The 19,935-nt window shown below is 58.8% G+C and carries 15 protein-coding genes; 7 read left to right on the top strand and 8 right to left on the bottom strand.

Features of this window, described 5'->3' with window-relative positions:
- Window positions 1-112: 112 nt before the first annotated feature.
- On the bottom strand, window positions 113-1,777 hold the full coding sequence (gene ettA, locus NHU87_RS11545) for an energy-dependent translational throttle protein EttA (RefSeq protein WP_253548369.1): 1,665 nt from the start codon (window positions 1,775-1,777) through the stop codon (window positions 113-115).
- Window positions 1,778-2,063: 286 nt separating this feature from the next.
- Here ettA and NHU87_RS11540 point away from each other — a divergent pair, with 286 nt between their 5' ends.
- The 5 genes from NHU87_RS11540 to NHU87_RS11520 all read left to right on the top strand — a co-directional run bounded on the left by NHU87_RS11540 (window position 2,064) and on the right by NHU87_RS11520 (window position 10,565).
- A complete protein-coding gene (locus NHU87_RS11540; RefSeq protein WP_253548367.1) occupies window positions 2,064-5,912 on the top strand; it encodes a sensor domain-containing protein in 3,849 nt (1,282 codons plus the stop codon).
- Window positions 5,913-6,131: 219 nt separating this feature from the next.
- Complete coding sequence (gene glyA, locus NHU87_RS11535) at window positions 6,132-7,385, top strand: serine hydroxymethyltransferase (RefSeq protein WP_253548365.1); 1,254 nt, start codon at window positions 6,132-6,134, stop codon at window positions 7,383-7,385.
- A 360-nt stretch (window positions 7,386-7,745) separates the two neighbouring features.
- On the top strand, window positions 7,746-9,059 hold the full coding sequence (locus NHU87_RS11530) for a C4-dicarboxylate transporter DctA (RefSeq protein ID WP_253548363.1): 1,314 nt from the start codon (window positions 7,746-7,748) through the stop codon (window positions 9,057-9,059).
- 67 nt (window positions 9,060-9,126) lie between these two features.
- Complete coding sequence (locus NHU87_RS11525) at window positions 9,127-9,831, top strand: FadR/GntR family transcriptional regulator (RefSeq protein ID WP_253548361.1); 705 nt, start codon at window positions 9,127-9,129, stop codon at window positions 9,829-9,831.
- 26 nt (window positions 9,832-9,857) lie between these two features.
- A complete protein-coding gene (locus NHU87_RS11520) occupies window positions 9,858-10,565 on the top strand; it encodes a GntR family transcriptional regulator (protein WP_253548359.1) in 708 nt (235 codons plus the stop codon).
- A 122-nt stretch (window positions 10,566-10,687) separates the two neighbouring features.
- On the opposite strand, the gene yjiA is transcribed toward NHU87_RS11520, so the two are convergent.
- The 3 genes from yjiA to NHU87_RS11505 form a co-directional block, all read right to left on the bottom strand.
- On the bottom strand, window positions 10,688-11,659 hold the full coding sequence (gene yjiA / locus NHU87_RS11515) for a GTPase (protein ID WP_253548357.1): 972 nt from the start codon (window positions 11,657-11,659) through the stop codon (window positions 10,688-10,690).
- A gap of 169 nt (window positions 11,660-11,828) precedes the next feature.
- Window positions 11,829-12,026, bottom strand: a complete 198-nt coding sequence (locus NHU87_RS11510) for a YbdD/YjiX family protein (RefSeq protein ID WP_007895266.1) — start codon at window positions 12,024-12,026, stop codon at window positions 11,829-11,831.
- A gap of 14 nt (window positions 12,027-12,040) precedes the next feature.
- Window positions 12,041-14,107 (bottom strand): carbon starvation CstA family protein, encoded by a 2,067-nt coding sequence (locus tag NHU87_RS11505; protein WP_253548355.1) that lies wholly within the window; start codon window positions 14,105-14,107, stop codon window positions 12,041-12,043.
- A gap of 178 nt (window positions 14,108-14,285) precedes the next feature.
- Between NHU87_RS11505 and NHU87_RS11500 the strand changes: the two genes are divergently transcribed.
- Window positions 14,286-14,654, top strand: a complete 369-nt coding sequence (locus NHU87_RS11500; protein ID WP_253548353.1) for a PilZ domain-containing protein — start codon at window positions 14,286-14,288, stop codon at window positions 14,652-14,654.
- Between the two features lie 129 nt (window positions 14,655-14,783).
- Here NHU87_RS11500 and radA read toward each other — a convergent pair whose 3' ends face one another.
- Genes radA through katB form a run of 3 tightly spaced genes read right to left on the bottom strand, consistent with a single transcriptional unit; the run spans window position 14,784 to window position 18,350 of the window.
- The gene (gene radA / locus NHU87_RS11495) at window positions 14,784-16,151 is read right to left on the bottom strand and encodes a DNA repair protein RadA (protein WP_007895270.1); all 1,368 of its coding nucleotides are present in this window, start codon (window positions 16,149-16,151) and stop codon (window positions 14,784-14,786) included.
- A 45-nt stretch (window positions 16,152-16,196) separates the two neighbouring features.
- Window positions 16,197-16,751 carry an ankyrin repeat domain-containing protein gene (locus NHU87_RS11490; RefSeq protein WP_253548351.1) on the bottom strand — a complete coding sequence of 185 codons (555 nt, stop codon included), beginning with the start codon at window positions 16,749-16,751 and terminating at the stop codon, window positions 16,197-16,199.
- A gap of 57 nt (window positions 16,752-16,808) precedes the next feature.
- Entirely contained in the window at window positions 16,809-18,350 is a 1,542-nt protein-coding gene (gene katB / locus NHU87_RS11485; protein ID WP_253548349.1) for a catalase KatB, read from the bottom strand.
- A gap of 285 nt (window positions 18,351-18,635) precedes the next feature.
- On the opposite strand from katB, the gene mscL reads away from it, so the two are divergent.
- Entirely contained in the window at window positions 18,636-19,049 is a 414-nt protein-coding gene (gene mscL, locus NHU87_RS11480) for a large-conductance mechanosensitive channel protein MscL (RefSeq protein ID WP_063342463.1), read from the top strand.
- Between the two features lie 44 nt (window positions 19,050-19,093).
- On the opposite strand, the gene NHU87_RS11475 is transcribed toward mscL, so the two are convergent.
- A complete protein-coding gene (locus NHU87_RS11475) occupies window positions 19,094-19,870 on the bottom strand; it encodes a ferredoxin--NADP reductase (protein ID WP_253548347.1) in 777 nt (258 codons plus the stop codon).
- Window positions 19,871-19,935 lie beyond the last annotated feature (65 nt).

Here is a 19,935-nt window from a genome sequence, read left to right as displayed (position 1 = left end):
TAATCCCAAGCGGAAGATCAAAAGATCGCAGCCTCGTTTCACTCGACAGCTCCTACAGATGAACAAAAAAACGGAGCCCGAAGGCTCCGTTTTCTATGTAACCAACCTGAAATCAGGCCAGTTTCTTGTGCCGTACGCGGTGTGGCTGGGAAGCCGCTTCGCCGAGGCGTTTCTTGCGATCGGCTTCGTACTCGGTGTAGTTGCCTTCGAAGAACACCGCTTGCGAGTCGTCTTCGTACGCCAGGATGTGAGTCGCGACGCGGTCAAGGAACCACCGATCGTGAGAGATCACAATGGCGGCGCCCGGGAAGTCCAGCAAGGCTTCTTCCAGGGAACGCAGGGTTTCAACGTCGAGGTCGTTGGATGGTTCGTCGAGCAGCAGGACGTTGCCGCCCTCTTTCAGGGTCAGGGCCAGGTGCAAGCGACCACGCTCACCACCGGACAGGTCCTTGACGAACTTCTGCTGATCGCCACCCTTGAAGTTGAAGCGACCCACGTAGGTGCGCGACGGGATCTCGTAGTTGCCGATGCGAATCTGGTCGGAACCCTCGGAGATCTGCTGGAACACAGTCTTGCTGCCATCCAGGTCTTCACGGCTCTGATCGACGCACGCCAGCTGCACGGTTTCGCCGACTTCGATGGAGCCCGAATCCGGTGTTTCCTTGCCCATCAGCATACGGAACAGAGTCGATTTACCGGCACCGTTACCGCCGATCACGCCAACGATGGCGCCTTTAGGCATGGAGAACGACAGGTTGTCGATCAGCACGCGATCGCCGTAGCCCTTGCTGACGTTCTTGAACTCGATGACCTTGTCGCCCAGACGCGGACCGGCCGGGATGTAGATCTCGTTGGTTTCGCTGCGCTTCTGGAATTCCTGCGATTGCATTTCTTCGAAGCGTTGCAGACGAGCCTTGGATTTGGACTGGCGGGCCTTGGCGCCTTTGCGCACCCACTCCAGTTCTTCCTTCATGGCCTTTTCGTGAGCCGACTGCTGCTTGGATTCGGCCGCCAGACGATCGGACTTGGCTTCGAGCCAACCCGAATAGTTGCCCTCGTACGGGATACCGGCGCCGCGGTCGAGCTCGAGGATCCAGCCGGCGACGTTGTCCAGGAAGTAACGGTCGTGCGTGATCGCAACCACGGTGCCTGGGAAATCGTGCAGGAAGTGTTCCAGCCAGGCGACGGAATCGGCGTCCAGGTGGTTGGTCGGTTCGTCGAGCAGCAGCATGTCTGGTGCGGACAGCAACAGACGGCACAGGGCCACACGACGTTTTTCACCACCGGACAGGAATTCGACCTTGGCATCCCACGCTGGCAGACGCAGCGCATCGGCGGCGACTTCCAGTTGGCGATCCAGGTTGTGGCCGTCGCTGGCTTGCAGGATGGCTTCAAGCTTGGCCTGTTCTGCCGCCAGTTTGTCGAAGTCTGCATCCGGTTCAGCGTAGGCCGCGTAAACCTCGTCCAGGCGCGCCTGAGCGTCCTTGATTACGCTGACCGCTTCCTCGACCACTTCACGCACGGTCTTGGTCGGGTCCAGGATCGGTTCCTGTGGCAGGTAGCCGATGTTCAGCTCCGGCATTGGACGGGCTTCGCCCTCGAACTCGGTGTCGACGCCAGCCATGATTTTCAGCAGCGTAGATTTACCCGAACCGTTGAGACCGAGTACGCCGATTTTGGCGCCAGGGAAGAACGACAGCGAAATGTTTTTCAGGATTTCCCGCTTCGGCGGAACAACTTTGCCCAGCCGATGCATGGTGAAGACGTATTGAGCCATGGAGAACCTTGGGTCAGTGACTGATGAATGATTGGAGCGCAGGCAATGCCCGGCCAGGCCATGCGCGTCGTTCGTTTGATGGGTATCAAAGCGTGCGCGCTGAAAAAACCTGATTCTAGGAGCTGGAACGCTCCCGCGTAACCGGCAAAGCTACCTTATTGATAGAAGGCAGTCCAGCCGAGCAGGGGCTGGCACTTCGCCACAACTCAAGGCATGCTAGCCGCCCTTCGGGCGTCCGGCTTATAGTGCACGTCGCGTCAGTCCAGCCAAACCGCAGGATTACAGTTTGTCTAATGTCTCTCCGCCATCGTCCGTGAGCGCACTCAATCCTGCGACCGGCTCGCCCCTGCGCGGAACCTTGAAGGGCGCGCTGGCGACCCTCGTGCTGTTGCTGCTCGCACTGCTGTTCTGGCAGCTGCTGGATCAGCTTCGCGAAACCCAGAAAAACCAGCGCCAGTACACCATCGACTACTCCGCCGACCTGGCTGCGCAAGTCAGCCTCAACATGGCGCTCAATGCCCAGATCGCCCTCAATCTGCTACCGATCATCGAACAACCGCAAAGCGCCGACGAACAGCAGGTGTTGCTGCGCAAACTGCAACAATCGCTGCCCGACCTGCGCAGCCTGGCGCTGCTCAGTCCCTCCGGGAAAATTCTCAGCGACAGTGCCGTCGACAGCCAGGACGCCAATTACCTCAGCGAACTGGTTCAGCGCAGCCGCGCCCAGGCCCACTATTTCAGTAATGCCGACGACGGTTCGGTGGTGCACCTGCTCCTGCATCAGGCCAGCGGCAGCCGCCGCGGTTATTGGGCTCTGCGTCTGACACCGACGTTTTTTTCCTCACTGACCAAACAGGGCGACGTCGGCATCCGCCCCCTGTGGCTGGTGGAAAACCGCCTCAATCATCAAATCATCAGCCGTGATGACGCCCAGCCCTCGGCCAAGCCCGCCGTGTTGACAGCCGACGAACTGGCCAACAGCGTGCTGACAGTCCCTCTGAGCAGCAGCGACTGGCAATTGCGCGGGCTGTTCGACCGCCAACGGGTGCTCGAACAACTACTGCCGGCGTTCATCGGCAAATGCCTGCTGGGCTTGGCCTTCTCCCTGCTGCCGTTCATCGTTCTGCTGAACATTCGTCGCCGTCAACGCCAACTGCATGAAGGCCGCCGACGCTATCAAGACATTTTCGAAGGCACCGGCGTTGCGCTGTGCGTACTCGACCTGTCCGGGCTCAAAAGTGTTTTCGACAACGCTCAACTCAACAGCAGCGGGCAGTTGAAAGCCTGGCTCGAGATACCGGAACAACGCCAGGAACTGTTGCAGGAACTGCGCATCACCGAGGTCAACCAGGTCGCCCTGCAGCTGCTCAATGTCAATTCCTGCGAGCAGGCCTGGAAACTGCTGATCGATGGCTGCCCCTTGAACTGCACGGCCATCGGCAATCAAGTGCTCGAAGCGGTGCTGCACCAGCAGAAACAGCTTGAGCTGGAAATCAAACTCCAGGACGCCAACGGCCGCGACCAGCATTTGTGGCTGGTGCTGCGTCTGCCGGAAGATCAGGCCGACTACAAAGCGGTAATCCTGAGCATCAGCGACATCACCAGTCGCAAGCTCATCGAGTTGTCGCTGCTGGAGCGTGAAGGGTTCTGGTCCGACGTGGTGCGCACCGTACCGGATCATCTGTATGTGCAGGATGTGATCAGCCAGCGGATGATCTTCAGCAACCATCACCTGGGGCAAACGCTGGGTTACAACCGCACCGAGCTGCACCAGATGGGCGAGTACTTCTGGGAAATCCTCTTGCACCCCGAAGATGCCGACTACTACCACCGGTCACGCCAGTCGCAACGTCACGCAGGTTACACCCAACTGATGCAATGCCTGCTGCGTTTCCGCCATCGTGATGGCAAATGGCGGCGTTTCGATATTCGCGAACAGGCCTTGGCGCGGGACAAACACGATCAGGTCACGCGCATCATCGGCGTGGCCAAGGACATCACCGAACAGATCGAAGCCAGTGAGTCCCTGCGCGACAGCGAACAGCGTTACCGGATGCTCGCCGAAAGCATCAGCGACGTGATTTTCTCCACCGACAACAAGATGTCGCTCAACTATGTCAGCCCCTCGGTGCAAGCCGTGCTGGGCTTTGACGCCGACTGGATATTCCAGAACGGCTGGCAATCGACCATCGCCAACCCGCAACAACTGACTGGCATTTACAGCCTGATGGACCGGGTCAGCAAAGCGCTGGATAAACCCGAACAACTGGCGTTGCTGCGCAGTCAGGTACAGACCCAGCTGTTTCTGTTCGACTGCCTGCGGGCCGACGGGCGCAAGATCCCCATCGAGTTGCGTCTGGTGCTGGTCTGGGACGAACACGGCGCCTTCGAAGGCGTGCTCGGGGTCGGTCGCGACATCAGCCAGCAACGTCGTGCCGAAAAAGACCTGCGCATGGCGGCCACGGTATTCGAGCACTCGACCTCGGCGATTCTGATCACTGACCCGGCGGGCTACATCGTCCAGGCCAACGAGGCTTTCAGTCGCGTCAGCGGCTATGCGGTGGCCCAGGTCCTCGACCAGTTGCCGAACATGCTCACTGTCGATGAGCAGCAGGAAGCCCATCTGCGCTATGTGCTCAAGCAATTGCATCAGCACAGCACGTGGGAAGGCGAAGTCTGGCTCAAGCGACGCAACGGCGAGCATTACCCGGCATGGGTCGGGATTACCGCGGTGCTCGACGATGAAGGCGACCTGGCCAGCTACGTGTGTTTCTTCAGCGACATCAGCGAGCGCAAGGCCAGTGAGCAACGGATTCACCGCCTCGCCTATTACGACGCTCTGACCCACCTGCCCAACCGCACGCTGTTCCAGGATCGCTTGCACACCGCGCTGCAATCGGCTGAACGGCAGAAGTCCTGGGTGGTGCTGATGTTCCTCGACCTCGACCGTTTCAAACCGATCAACGACTCCCTGGGCCACGCCGCCGGCGACCGCATGCTCAAGGAAATGGCCACACGCCTGCTCGGTTGCGTCGACGATGACGACACCGTGGCGCGCATGGGCGGCGATGAGTTCACGTTGCTGCTGCAACCGCGGGTCAACCGGGAGATCGCGCTGAACCGGGCGATTCATGTGGCCGAACAGATCCTTGCCAGCCTGGTAAAACCGTTCGTGCTGGAAGGCCGCGAGTTCTTTGTCACTGCCAGTATCGGCATCGCCCTGAGCCCTCAGGACGGCAGCGAACTCAGTCAGCTGATGAAGAATGCCGACACCGCGATGTACCACGCCAAGGAGCGTGGCAAGAACAACTTCCAGTTCTATCAGGCCGACATGAACGCCAGCGCCCTGGAGCGTCTGGAGCTGGAAAGCGACTTGCGCCATGCCCTGGAGCAAAACGAATTTGTGCTGTACTACCAGCCGCAATTCAGCGGCGACGGCAAACGCCTGACCGGCGCCGAAGCCCTGCTGCGCTGGCGCCATCCGCGACGCGGTCTGGTGCCGCCGGGGGATTTCATTCCGGTACTCGAGGAGCTCGGGCTGGTGGTGGATGTCGGCGACTGGGTGATCAGCGAAGCCTGCCGTCAGCTCAAGACCTGGCATCAAGCCAAAGTGCGGGTGCCGAAGGTCTCGGTGAATATTTCGGCCCGACAGTTCTCCGACGGGCAGCTCGGCACGCGGATCGCCACCATCCTCAATGAAACCGGCCTGCCGCCGGCATGCCTGGAGCTGGAACTGACCGAAAGTATCCTGATGCGCGAAGTCAGCGAGGCGATGCAGATCCTCGCCGGGTTGAAAAACCTCGGCCTGAGCATTGCGGTCGACGACTTCGGCACCGGTTATTCATCGCTCAACTACCTCAAGCAATTCCCGATCGACGTGCTGAAAATCGACCGCACCTTCGTCGATGGCCTGCCCTCGGGCGAACAGGATGCGCAAATTGCCCGGGCGATCATCGCCATGGCCCACAGCCTCAATCTGGCGGTGATCGCCGAAGGCGTGGAAACCCACGAGCAACTCGACTTCCTGCGTGAGCATGGTTGCGATGAGGTTCAGGGATATCTGTTTGGACGACCGATGCCAGCGAGCCGGTTCGAGGCGCAGTTCAGCAATGATGCCCTCTTCATGTTTGACTGACTCTTGTAGTGAGGCTGGCGGCCCCTTCGCGGGCAAGCCTCGCTCCTACGGATATCACCGTCTGTAGGAGCGAGGCTTGCCCGCGAAGGGGCCTGCCCAGACACCGCAAATCCTGCGCATGAACACCACTTGTCTGCGACATGATGTCCTTTCATATGCCATCTAAAACCCATTGGGTTAGAATGCCTCCCTTTTCTGCCCCGATCCTTGAGGACCGCCATGTTCAGCCGTGATTTGACTATTGCCAAGTACGACGCCGACCTTTTTGCCGCCATGGAGCAAGAAGCTCAGCGCCAGGAAGAACACATCGAGCTGATCGCTTCGGAAAACTACACCAGCCCTGCGGTGATGGAAGCTCAAGGCTCGGTACTGACCAACAAGTACGCCGAAGGTTATCCGGGCAAGCGCTACTACGGTGGTTGCGAGTTCGTCGACATCGTCGAGCAGCTTGCAATTGATCGTGCCAAAGAACTGTTCGGCGCCGATTACGCCAACGTTCAGCCACACGCCGGTTCCCAAGCCAACAGCGCCGTTTACCTGGCCCTGCTGCAAGCGGGCGACACCATTCTGGGCATGAGCCTGGCCCACGGCGGTCACCTGACCCACGGTGCCAGCGTTTCGTCCTCCGGCAAGCTGTACAACGCTGTTCAGTACGGTATCGATGCCAACGGCCTGATCGACTACGACGAAGTCGAGCGTCTGGCGGTTGAGCACAAGCCAAAAATGATCGTGGCCGGTTTCTCTGCCTACTCGCAGATCCTCGACTTCCCGCGTTTCCGCGAAATCGCTGACAAAGTTGGCGCTTATCTGTTCGTCGATATGGCTCACGTGGCCGGTCTGGTCGCCGCTGGCGTCTACCCGAACCCGGTTCCATTCGCTGACGTCGTGACCACCACCACGCACAAGACCCTGCGCGGTCCACGTGGCGGCCTGATTCTGGCTCGCGCCAACGCCGACATCGAGAAGAAGCTGAACTCCGCGGTATTCCCAGGCGCCCAGGGCGGCCCGCTGGAGCACGTGATCGCTGCCAAGGCGATCTGCTTCAAGGAAGCGCTGCAGCCGGAGTTCAAGACCTACCAGCAACAAGTGGTGAAAAACGCCCAGGCCATGGCCGGCGTATTCATCGAGCGCGGTTTCGACGTGGTGTCCGGCGGTACTCAGAACCACCTGTTCCTGCTGTCGCTGATCAAGCAGGAAATCTCCGGTAAAGACGCCGACGCCGCACTGGGCAAAGCGTTCATCACCGTGAACAAGAACTCGGTACCGAACGATCCACGCTCCCCGTTCGTCACCTCCGGTCTGCGTTTCGGTACCCCGGCTGTGACCACTCGCGGCTTCAAGGAAGCAGAGTGCAAAGAGCTGGCCGGCTGGATCTGCGACATCCTGGCAGATCTTTCCAACGAAGCGGTGATCGACGCCGTTCGTGAGAAGGTCAAGGCTATCTGCAAAAAGCTGCCGGTATACGGCGCTTAATTGCCCCGCAAACCGCAGTAATGAAAAAACCGGTCAGTGATGGCCGGTTTTTTTCGTCCGCCATAAAGATCAAAAGATCGCAGCCTTCGGCAGCTCCTACCAGAGGTTGCGTACATTCGCGAAACCACGGGTGTAGACGGTTTCTGTGAGCTGCCGAAGGCTGCGATCTTTTGATCTTGAACGGGAGCGGCACCACTGGTCAGACCGGTCATGCCAATTTTGCTATTTCCACTTGTAATCCTAAAAAAACCCAGCGTAGACTGCGCCTGCACTGGACATACCGGTAAGACCACAATAATTAAGTCCTGAATCTGATGCGCGAAGCGCACGGCAACCAGGACACCGACCAGGATTCCTCCCATGCTCAGATGGTGCTCGCGTTCAATCTTCCTCCAAGTGGTTCTCGGACTGGTGCTCGGCATCGTCTGCGGGCTGACCCTTCCTGAATACTCCGCCCAGCTCAAACCACTCGGCGACGGTTTCATCAAACTGATCAAGATGCTCATTGGCTTGATCGTGTTCTGCGTGGTGGTCAGTGGCATCAGCGGTGCCGGCGACCTGAAGAAGGTCGGACGCATCGGCCTTAAATCGGTGATCTACTTTGAAATCCTGACCACCATCGCCTTGGTGATCGGCCTGGTGTTTGCTTTCACTACCGGCATCGGCAGTGGCGCGAACATTCATCTGGACCAGCTCTCCGCCGCCGATATGGGCGACATCGCCCAGCGCGGTCAGCACATGCACACCACCACTCAGTTCCTGATGGGCCTGATTCCGACTTCGGTGATCGGCGCCTTCGCAGAGAACAATATTCTGCAAGTCCTGCTGTTTTCGGTGCTGTTCGGCAGTGCGCTGAACCTGGTGGGCGAAGCAGCGTCGGGTATTTCCCGGTTGATCAATGAGCTGAGCCACGTGATCTTCCGCATCATGGGCATGATTGTGCGCCTGGCACCAATCGGCGTATTCGGCGCCATTGCCTTCACCACCAGTAAGTATGGCCTGGACTCGCTGCAACACTTGGGCAATCTGGTCGGCCTGTTTTATCTGACCTGTGTGGCGTTTGTGACATTGATTCTTGGCTTGGTGATGCGCCTTTCGGGCCTGAAGATGTGGCCGTTGCTCAAGTACCTGCGCGAAGAACTGATGATCGTCATGGGCACCGCCTCCTCTGACGCCGTGCTGCCACAAATCATGCGCAAGCTTGAGCATCTGGGCATCGGCAGCTCCACGGTCGGGCTGGTGATTCCGACCGGGTACTCGTTCAACCTTGATGGCTTTTCGATCTACCTGACCCTGGCCATTGTGTTCATCGCCAACGCCACCGGCACGCCGCTGGCCATGACTGACCTGCTGACAATTCTGCTGGTGTCGCTGATCACCTCCAAAGGTGCCCACGGGATTCCCGGCTCAGCACTGGTGATTCTCGCCGCGACACTGACGGCGATCCCGGCGATTCCGGTGGTCGGCCTGGTGCTTGTATTGGCGGTGGACTGGTTCATGGGCATCGGCCGGGCTCTGACCAACCTGATCGGCAACTGCGTCGCCACCGTGGCCATCGCCCGTTGGGAAAAAGACATCGATATCCAACGCGCAAACAAGGTGCTGTCCGGCCAGCAGGGTTATACCTTCCAACCGAGAAAACCGGTTGCCCCGGCGCACCAGCAGGAGTTTTGAATAATCGCCGTGCCTGCCCAAGGGCAGGTACGGTTATCAATCGTTATGGATGCTCATGGAGCGAACAGTGATTACCTCGTCAACCGTTGTAAATTCAGTCGTAGAAAAGCTTCGGGCCGCGCTGGCCCGCGGTCAGTGGCGCTCCGGCGAAATGCTGCCGGGCCAGCGTGAACTGGCCGAACAACTGGGCATCAGCCGCCCGAGCCTGCGCGAAGCGGTCATCGTGCTGGAAACCCTCGGGCTGGTGCGCTCCATGCCGGGTAAAGGCGTGGTGGTGCTGGAAGCCAATCTCAGCGACAGCCAAAGCCACGAGAGCGCGGTAGCCGGGGCCAGCCTGGAAGACTTGCTGCAACTGCGCTACACCCTCGAACCGTTCATCGTCGGCCTGGTGGCGCAGTCCATCAGCAGCAAGGAAGTCGGGCAACTGCGTCTGACCCTGATGGACATGCGCGAAGCCCTTGAGGCCAACGACAGCGAGGCCGGCGTGAACGCCTACATCGCGTTCCACGAGGAGCTGTTCACCCTGACCTCGAACCCGATTTTCCAGAGCGTGGTGCAACAGACCAGCAATGCCCTCAAGCAAAGCGCCGACGTGCTGCGCAATTCGCCGGAACATCTGGCTGAACGCCTTGAAGAAAACGAAGCCGTCGTACGAGCTATCCGCAGCAAAAACAGCGCCCAGGCCAGCGCCGAGATGCGTCGACACATCCTTCGGGAAGGTCAACGGATGGGCATCGAATTGAACATCCCGGACGACCACCTCGGCAGTTGAACCCCTCTTCGAACTGGAGACAGGCCATGAACAGCTTCGCCTCACCACAGATATTCACTGCCCTGCCCTTTTCCCGAACGGCCCCCGGGAAACCGCCAGCGGATGATCTCTATTCACGGATCTTCGACGCCATTCTCGAACAGCGCATTCATTCCGCCAGTCGTTTTACTGAAGACAGCCTGGCGCAAATGTTCAGCGCTCGACGCAGTGACATTCGCGGCGTGCTGACGCAGCTGTCCCATCAGCAGATCATTATCCTTCGCACCAACCATCGTCCCCGAGTCGCCGCCCCCGATGTCGAGCAGACTCGGCAGACGCTGCATGCTCGACGACTGACCGAAATCACGCTGGTTCGACTGGCCTGCCAGCAACCTCGCCTGCAAGACTTGAAACGCCTGCGTGCCTTGATCGACAGCGAACGCCAATGCACGGCGCGTGGTCCGGCCATTCGATTGTCTGGGGAATTTCATCTGCAACTGGCCGAAATGGCGGGGAACGCACCGTTGGCGCATTTTCTCGGGAGTCTGGTGCCGCTGACGTCGTTGGCGATTGCGCAGGTTGATGCGCAGGCGGAAGGTTATTGCGCCTGGCAGGAGCATGAAAGGATTTTGAATGCGGTTGAGTGCGGGGATGTGGCAATGGTAGTGACGTTGATGACCCGGCATCTTGATCATTTGGAAGAGACATTACTGAACTCAGAACCGGTATTTAGCCGAAATCGTGTTGCCGGTTAGATCGCCTTCGCGGGCAAGCCTCGCTCCTACAGATGATCGGATGACCACAAATTTGCGGTCCACACTAAACTGTAGGAGCGAGGCTTGCCCGCGAAGACGTCATCATTGACGAACACAACGTTTCAATCCGCCGCAACCCGCGCAAACCCCTCACGAATTTTCTCTTCCGGCAAATCATCGGCAATGAACACGATCACGCTTTCGCGTGTTTCATCATCGGCCCATTCCGTATCCCAGTCGAAACCATAGAGCTTCAGCACGCCCTGAAACACCATGCGCCGCGATTCCCCCAGAATGTTCAAAACACCTTTATAGCGCAGCAGTTGCTTGCCATGGTCTTCCAGCAGTTCGTTCATGAACTCACTGAGTTTGTCGATATCCAGCGGCTTGTCGGTGCGTAATACCAGGCTGGAGATACGGTCGATGGACGGCGCCTTGCTCACTGGACGCAAACTCATCCCACCGCCGAGATCGGCATTGAGGTTGAAGCCGCGCACGTCGAGCAGTTCGGCCAGATCGATCCTGCCGTGATCGACCACACGGATCGGCGCGCGACGGTTGATGCGCGTCAGGCGCTCGCTGAGGGCGGTGAAGGTCGGCTCGTCCACCAGATCGCGCTTGCTCACCAGCAAGCGGTCGGCAAAACCGATCTGCGCCTGGGCGATGGTCTGGGTCAGGTGCAGGTCGGCGTGGGCCGCGTCCACCAAGGTGATGATGCCGTCGAGGATGTAGCGCTCACGCAGTTCTTCGTCGATGAAAAAGGTCTGCGCCACCGGGGCCGGATCGGCCAGGCCGGTGCATTCGATGACCAGACGATCGAAGGCGATTTCGCCGCTGTCCAGGCGTTCGAGCAACAGGTACAGCGCCTTGGTCAGGTCGGTATGGATGGTGCAGCAGACGCAGCCGTTGGACAGCGTCATCACTTGCACTGGCTCGTCGCCCAACAGTTGGGTGTCGATACCGGCGTCACTGAATTCGTTTTCGATCACGGCGATTTTCAGGCCGTGCTCGGCTTTGAGCAGATGGCGCAGCAGCGTGGTTTTGCCGGCGCCTAGAAAGCCGCTGAGGATTGTTACTGGAATGGGAGAGGACAAACTGGATCTCCTTCTACTACACAAAAAAAGGGAGCGGTCCTGTGGGAGCGAGCTTGCTCGCGATGGCATCACCTCGGTGTTGCGATATACCGAGTTGCCTGCATCGCGAGCAAGCTCGCTCCCACAAAAGCCCGCTCCACATTACATCTGATAACCCGCCGCTAGTAGATCAACAGCACTTCGGCCCACCCTTGCCACCGTAACGGGCTTCCTGACGTTCGCGAAAGAACATCTCGTAGCTCATCACCGGTTTGTCCGGGTGTTTGGTTTGCATATGCTCGACGTAGTTGTCGTAGTCGGGCATGCCGACCATCAGGCGCGCGGCCTGACCGAGGTATTTACCCAGGCGACTCAGGTCATTGAACATGGTGCAATCCTCGATTAAGCATCCGGCTGAGCCTGGAACGGCGATTCTTTATCCGTACGTTCTTTTTTACCCCAGGCAGCTATACCGACCTTGAGCGCATAGAACAGGATGCTGAACACCACCAACAGGAACAGCACCGTCAGCGTTGCGTTGGTGTAGGCGTTGTAGATCACGTGCTGCATCTGCTCGACGCTCTTGGCCGGGGCCAGAATCTGCCCATTGGCCAACGCATCGCTGTATTTCTTCGCCAGCGACAGGAAACCGATGGCCGGGTTGGCGTCGAACAGCTTGATGAAGCCTGCGGTGGTGGTGCAGATCAGCAACCAAACGGCTGGCAGCATGGTGACCCAGATGTAGCGTTGGCGTTTCATTTTGATCAGCACCACGGTTGCCAGCATCAGTGCGATACCCGCCAGCATCTGGTTGGAGATACCGAACAGCGGCCATAAGGTGTTGATGCCACCCAGCGGGTCGATCACGCCTTGGTACAGCAGGTAACCCCACATCGCCACGCAACCGGCGGTTGCGATCAGATTGGCGGTCCAGGACTCGGTGCGTTTCAGCGCCGGTACGAAGGAGCCGAGCAAATCCTGCAGCATGAAACGCCCGGCACGGGTGCCGGCGTCGACTGCGGTCAGGATGAACAGTGCTTCGAACAGGATCGCGAAGTGGTACCAGAACGCCATGGTGTTTTCACCCGGCAGCACACTGTGCAGGATCTGCGCGATACCGACCGCCAGGGTCGGCGCACCACCGGCACGGGCCAGGATGGTGGTTTCACCGATGTCCTTGGCCACTGCTTGCAGGGCTTCCGGCGTAATCGCGAAACCCCAGCCGCTGACGACTTGTGCGACAGCCACCACGTCACCACCGACGACCGCCGCCGGGCTGTTCATGGCGAAGTACACGCCTGGCTCGATCACCGAAGCGGCCACCATTGCCATGATGGCGACGAAGGATTCCATCAACATGCCGCCGTAACCGATGTAGCGGGCGTTAACCTCGTTATCCAGCAACTTCGGCGTGGTGCCGGAGGAGATCAGCGCGTGGAAACCCGACACCGCGCCACAGGCGATGGTGATGAACAGGAACGGGAACAGACCGCCCTTCCACACCGGCCCGGTGCCGTCGATAAACTGAGTCAATGCCGGCATTTTCAGCTCGGGCATGGTGATCAGAATGCCGATCGCCAGCGCAACGATGGTACCGATTTTAAGGAAGGTCGACAGGTAATCGCGAGGCGCCAGAATCAGCCACACCGGCAACACCGCCGCCACGAACCCGTAGCCGATCAGCATCCAGGTGATCTGGATGCCGGTGAAGGTAAAGGCTTTGGCCCAGACCGGGTCAGCGGCAATCTGCCCGCCCAGCCAGATCGAACCCAGCAGCAATGCCACGCCGATCACCGAGATTTCACCGATGCGACCCGGGCGGATGTAGCGCATGTAAATGCCCATGAACATCGCGATCGGGATGGTCGCCATCACCGTGAAAATACCCCACGGGCTTTCGGCCAGCGCCTTGACCACGATCAGCGCCAGCACCGCGAGGATGATGATCATGATCAGGAAGCAGCCAAACAGCGCGATGGTCCCGGGGATGCGGCCCATTTCCTCACGAACCATGTCGCCCAGGGAACGACCGTTGCGGCGGGTGGACATGAATAGGACCATGAAGTCCTGAACCGCGCCCGCCAGCACCACCCCGGCAATCAGCCAGAGCGTACCGGGCAGGTAGCCCATCTGTGCCGCCAATACCGGACCGACCAGCGGCCCCGCGCCAGCGATGGCCGCGAAGTGGTGACCGAAGAGGATGTGCTTGTTGGTCGGCACGTAGTCCAGACCGTCATTGTTGAGCACGGCGGGTGTAGCCCGACGCGGATCGAGTTGCATCACATTGTTGGCGATGAACAGGCTGTAGTAGCGATACGCGACCAGATAAATGGCCACGGCGGCGACCACAATCCACAAGGCGTTGATCGCCTCGCCCCGGCGCAATGCCACTACGCCCAGGGCGCACGCTCCCAGGATTGCCAGCAGCAGCCAGGGTAAGTGGCGTAGCAGGCTATTATTATTTTTCATTTTATGATTCCAGCCAGAGTGGACAAGAAAGACAGCCATCCGGAGTTTAGCGCTACTGGCCTCAAAGGCCACCCCCAACGTTGGTCTAGACCCTTCTTTTAAGGGATTGCGCGGTGCCCGTGGCGGTTCACGCACAGCCCGGTCTATAGTCATTGCACCATGCACAAAGGGTCAGGCCATGAGCGAACAGCATTCCGATCGTCGCCGTTTCAAGCGCATTGCCTTCAATGCACAGACCGAACTGAGCCAGAACGGGCACCGTTGGCCGGTGCAATTGCTCGACCTATCGCTCAAGGGCATGCTGATTCAGCGTCCCGAGCCTTGGCTTGGTAATCGGGAGCAGACGTTCTCGGTCGACATTCATCTGAGCGATGACATCGAGATCAAAATGGATATGGAGCTGACCCATGAAGATCAGGGGCAGCTCGGGTTTGTCTGCAAACACATCAGCCTGGAATCGATTGAGCGCCTGCGGCGATTGATCGAACTCAATCTGGGAGATCCCCGGGAATTGGAGCGGGAGCTGGGCGCACTGATCGAAATCTGAAGACACGACGCAATACCTGTGGGAGCCGGGCTTGCCCGCGATGGCGATTTTAGTCCCACCACAAATGTCGACTGACTAACCCCTATCGCGGGCAAGCCCGGCTCCCACAGGATTGTGTGTTGCTTGCAATTATTCAAACAACGCGTCGAGCGCCTGCTCCAGACGCGTCACGGCAATAATCTGCAACCCCGGCGGCGCCTCTTTCGGTGCGTTGCCCTTGGGCACGATGGCGCGCTTGAAGCCGTGCTTGGCTGCCTCTTTCAAGCGTTCCTGGCCACTCGGCACCGGACGCACTTCACCCGACAAGCCTACTTCGCCGAACACCAGCAGATCATGGGGCAACGGCCGGTTGCGCAAACTGGACATGACCGCCGCCATCAGCGCCAGGTCGGACGCCGTTTCCAGCACCTTCACCCCACCGACCACGTTGAGGAACACGTCCTGATCATGAGTCGGAATGCCGCCGTGGCGATGCAACACCGCCAACAACATGGCCAAGCGATTCTGATCCAGACCGAGCGTCACCCGGCGTGGGTTGGCCATATGGCTGTCGTCCACCAACGCCTGGACTTCCACCAGCATCGGCCGGGTGCCTTCCCACGTGGCCATGACCACGCTGCCTGGGACTTCTTCCTGGGCGCGGGTCAGAAAAATCGCCGACGGGTTAGAGACTTCTTTCAGGCCCTTGTCGGTCATACCGAACACGCCCAACTCATTCACCGCACCGAAACGGTTTTTCACCGCCCGCAGCAGACGCAGGCGGCCATCGGATTCGCCTTCGAAATACAGAACAGTGTCGACCATATGTTCCAGTACTCGAGGGCCAGCCAGCGCGCCTTCTTTGGTGACATGGCCCACGAGGAAAATCGCCGTGCCGCTTTGTTTGGCGTAACGCACCAGCAACGCCGCACTTTCGCGCACCTGGGAGACGCCCCCCGGTGCCGATTGCAGTTGCTCGGTGAAGATCGTCTGAATCGAGTCGATCACCATCACCTTGGGCTTTTCCTGCCGGGCCGTGGCGATGATGGTTTCGATGCAGGTTTCGGTCATCACCCGCAGCTGATCCTGAGGCAAGCCCAGCCGCCGGGCGCGCATGGCCACTTGTTGCTGGGACTCTTCGCCGGTGACATACAGCGCCGGCATGCTCTTGGCCAGGTTGCACAAGGTTTGCAACAAAATGGTCGACTTGCCGATGCCGGGATCACCACCGATCAACACCACCGAGCCATCCACCAGGCCGCCGCCCAGAACGCGATCCAGCTCGCTGGACGCCGTGGAAAACCGCGGAATCTCTTCGACGCTGACTTCGGCCAGGGTCTTGATCTGCGCCTGCTGACCAGTCCAACCGGTGCGACCACTGGGGGCTGCAGCGCCGCCGCTCTCCACCATGGTTTCGGTCAGCGTGTTCCAGGCCCCGCATTCGCCGCACTGGCCGGCCCACTTGGGGAAGGTTGAGCCACACTCGGTGCAGCCGTACATGCGCTTGGCCTTGGCCATCTGAACTCCCGGCAAAAACCGCGATGATAGCTCAGCTCGCGCGGATCAGCGCGGCGGCGCCGTACGGATTTCACCGCTGGCCAGACGCGCGGCACTATTGCCCAGCGGGTCTTCGGCATCTATGTCCGCCCCTTTGGCCTTGAGTGCATCCAGCAACTCGACGCGTTTGAACAACCCGGCATACATCGCGGCAGTCTGCCCTGCGCCGTTGCGTTGATCGGGGTTGCAATGGGCACCCAGCAAGGTCCTGGCAATCTGCATTTCGCCTTTGAAAATCGCCCCCATCAATGCCGTATTGCCACGTTGGTCCTGAGCACAGGCGTCCGCTCCGGCATCGAGCAATCGATCTACCGCGGCACTCTGGCCGTGATAGGCGGCCAGAATCAGCGCGGTGTAACCCTTGCCATCGCGGATATCGAGGGAATAGCCGGCTTCGATGAAGGTCTCGAGCATCGGCACATCGCCCCGTCGAGCAGCATCGAAGTAGTAATCCTGTAATTGGGCTTTCAGCGCCGCAGGGTCATTCGAGGCTTGCGCGTCATACCCGACGAACACACTGAGCGACCAGCACGCCAGAATCACAGACAGATAAAAACGCATGACAGAGCTCCTTGATCAAACGGGACCTCGCGTGAGGTCCCGCTTCAGGCGGATGGATCAGTCAACCAGTTTGGCCGCCAGCGCCTTGACCCGAGCCAGATCACCCTTGGCTACTTTGGCCACTCCGGTCCCGTATTCCGGGTCGGCCTTGTAAAGGAAGGACAGGATGATGTGCTTGCTCTCATCATCGGTGGTGGCCAGTGAGCCGCCGAAGCTGTCGATCAGATCCTGACGTTCCTTCGGGTTGAACGAGCGATACAGATCGCCGGCCTGTTTGAAGTTCTGCTCACGCTGAATCTTCACCTGCTGTGTGCTGCCCGACAGCGCCGACTGGCTGTAACGCGCGGTTTGCGGTTCTTCACGGGACAGCAGGCGACTTGGCTGGTAATTCACGCCTGTGCTGCTGGCACCGATGTTCATTGCGCCATCCTGATTACCATTGTTCACGGCGACTTTGGGGGCGTTGATCGGCAACTGCAGAGCGTTGGCCCCCAGACGATACAGCTGGGTATCGGCATACGAGAACACTCGTCCTTGCAATAAGCGATCTTCCGAAGGTTCGATACCCGGAACTAAATTGGCCGGGGCCATGGCCACTTGTTCGGTTTCCTGGAAAACATTCGCCGGATTACGGTTCAACACCATTTGTCCAACTTTTCGCTCAGCAATTCCGGGCCATATCTTGGTCGCGTCCAACGGATCGAAATCAAACTTGGACAAGTCTTGTGGATTTAGAACCTGGATGTACAAGTCCCATTTCGGGAAGTCACCCTTGTTAATATGTGAAACCAAGTCGTTAGTCATATGACTGTAGTCTTGACCTTGAACACCCGTCACTTCTTTAGGGTCAAGATTTTTTATCCCCTGCAAACTTTTCCAGTGAAACTTTACATAGTGCACATCGCCTTTGGCATTAACTAACTTGTAGGCATGTACACCGTTGCCATCCATCTCCCGATAACTGGCCGGGGTGCCGGAGTTGGAATATAACTCGGTCAAGGTGCGAGTGGCTTCTGGAACATGAGAGAAGAAGTCGAAACGACGGGAGTCGTCGTCAAGATTGGTGCGTGGGTCCGGCTTGAAGGCGTGGACCATGTCCGGAAACTTGATCGCGTCACGAATGAAGAAGGTCGGAAAATTGTTGCCGACCAGGTCCCAGTTGCCGTCTGCGGTGTAGAACTTGGTAGCGAACCCCCGCGGATCACGCAAGGTTTCCGGCGAATGGTTGCCATGGACCACCGCAGAGAAACGCACAAATACCGGCGTGTTCTGACCGCCGGCAAATACCTTGGCCTTGGTCAGATCACTGAGGTCGTCGGTCACGGTGAATGTGCCATGGGCGCCAGTGCCACGGGCATGCACCACGCGTTCCGGAATGCGTTCACGGTCAAAACGCTGGAGTTTCTGGATCAGTTGTATGTCTTGCAACAGCACCGGCCCGGTCGCGCCAGCGGTTTGCGAGTTCTGGTTGTCGCCGACGGCGGCGCCGTTATCGCGGGTCAAGGTCGCGGCATTGACGGAGAAGGACAGCACGCTGGCGGCCAGAACGCCAAGGGTGCGAGGGAAGGGAAAAGCCCCGAGGCCAAGGGGAGTTGTCATGGAAGTTTCCTCTGATTTTATAAGGCGCATCCAGGTGCGCCCCACAGAGGCTAGTGACCCAAAGGCCAAAACATAAATAGAAATTGCGCACCGAGCCGATAGCGAAAAGGTTCTGGAAAGCCCGGTCTAGAGCGGGTAATCGCGCGCGACTGGTGGCACTTTGTAAACTAATTGCCGGAAGATCTGTCGATAAGAGCGAGCATTGTAAGACGGTGTTTCGAGCATGAGCCGTTCTGCTGATTTACACTGCGTTCACCAACCTCATCTGTAACAAGGAAATAACCTATGGGCGTGATAAGTGAGTTCAAGGCCTTCGCGGTCAAAGGTAATGTGGTCGACATGGCCGTAGGTATCATCATCGGTGCCGCCTTCGGCAAAATCGTTTCGTCGTTTGTCGGCGACGTGGTGATGCCGCCCATTGGCTTGCTGATCGGTGGCGTGGACTTCAGTGACCTGGCCGTTACGCTCAAGGCTGCCAACGGTGATGTGCCAGCGGTGGTGCTGGCCTACGGTAAGTTCATCCAGAGCCTGATCGACTTCATCATCGTCGCCTTCGCGATCTTCATGGGCGTCAAAGCCATCAACCGTCTGAAACGCGAAGAGGCCGTTGCGCCAACCCTGCCGCCGGTTCCGACCAAGGAAGAAGAGCTGCTGGAAGAGATTCGCGATCTGCTCAAGGCCCAGAACAATCAGCCCTGATGACAGATCACACGGTACAAACGGCGCCTTCGGGCGCCGTTTGTTTACCAGTAGTTCTCCACTGCCACTTGGCCGGGCCGTCGACTGAGGCTCAAGTGCATGTCTCGTTGTTTCAGTAACTTGCGCGTGTCATCGATCATCTGTGGATTACCGCAGAGCATCACCCGCGAATGCTCGGCTGTCAGCGCTACACCAGCCGTTCGCTCCAGTTCGCCACTTTCTATGAGCGTCGTGATCCGCCCATTCAAGGCGCCCGGATGCTGTTCGCGGGTGACGGTGGCAATGAACTGCAGCTTGTGCGCGTACTCGGCCAGATAATCGCGTTGCGCCAGCCCTGTAATCAGCTCCTGATACGCCAATTCCCGCGCTTCGCGCACGCTGTAGACCAGATTGATGCGCTCGAATTTTTCCCAAACCTCGAAGTCCTGCAAGATCGACAGAAATGGCGCCAGCCCCGTGCCTGTGGATAACAACCAGAGGTCACGGCCATCGACGAAGCGATCGAGCGTCAGATAACCAAAGGCCTGCCGATCGACCAGCAGCGTATCGCCGACTTCCAGCCGGCCCAGTTCACTGGTGAACTCCCCTCCCGGCACGACAATGGAGAAGAACTCCAGGAATTCGTCATAGGGGGACGAGACCATGGAATAAGCCCGCCACACCGTACTGCCGTCCACCCTGGTCACGCCCAGCCGAGCGAATTGCCCAGCGCGAAAACGAAAGCCCGGATCCCGGGTGGTCCGCAGGGTGAACAGGTTTGGAGTCAACGGCTGGACGTCGAGCAGTGTCTGGCGTGTGAATTTTTCTGCACTGGCAGTCATGGGTCGCTCCATTCAACAGATAACGCCAGTGTCCCGCAAAGCAGGTGGCATAAACACCGGTGATT

The organism is Pseudomonas mandelii (assembly GCF_024138395.1).
GTDB lineage: Bacteria > Pseudomonadota > Gammaproteobacteria > Pseudomonadales > Pseudomonadaceae > Aquipseudomonas > Aquipseudomonas mandelii_E.
Note: the sequence above shows the minus strand (reverse complement) of the source record. Positions and strands in the feature narration are given on the sequence as shown.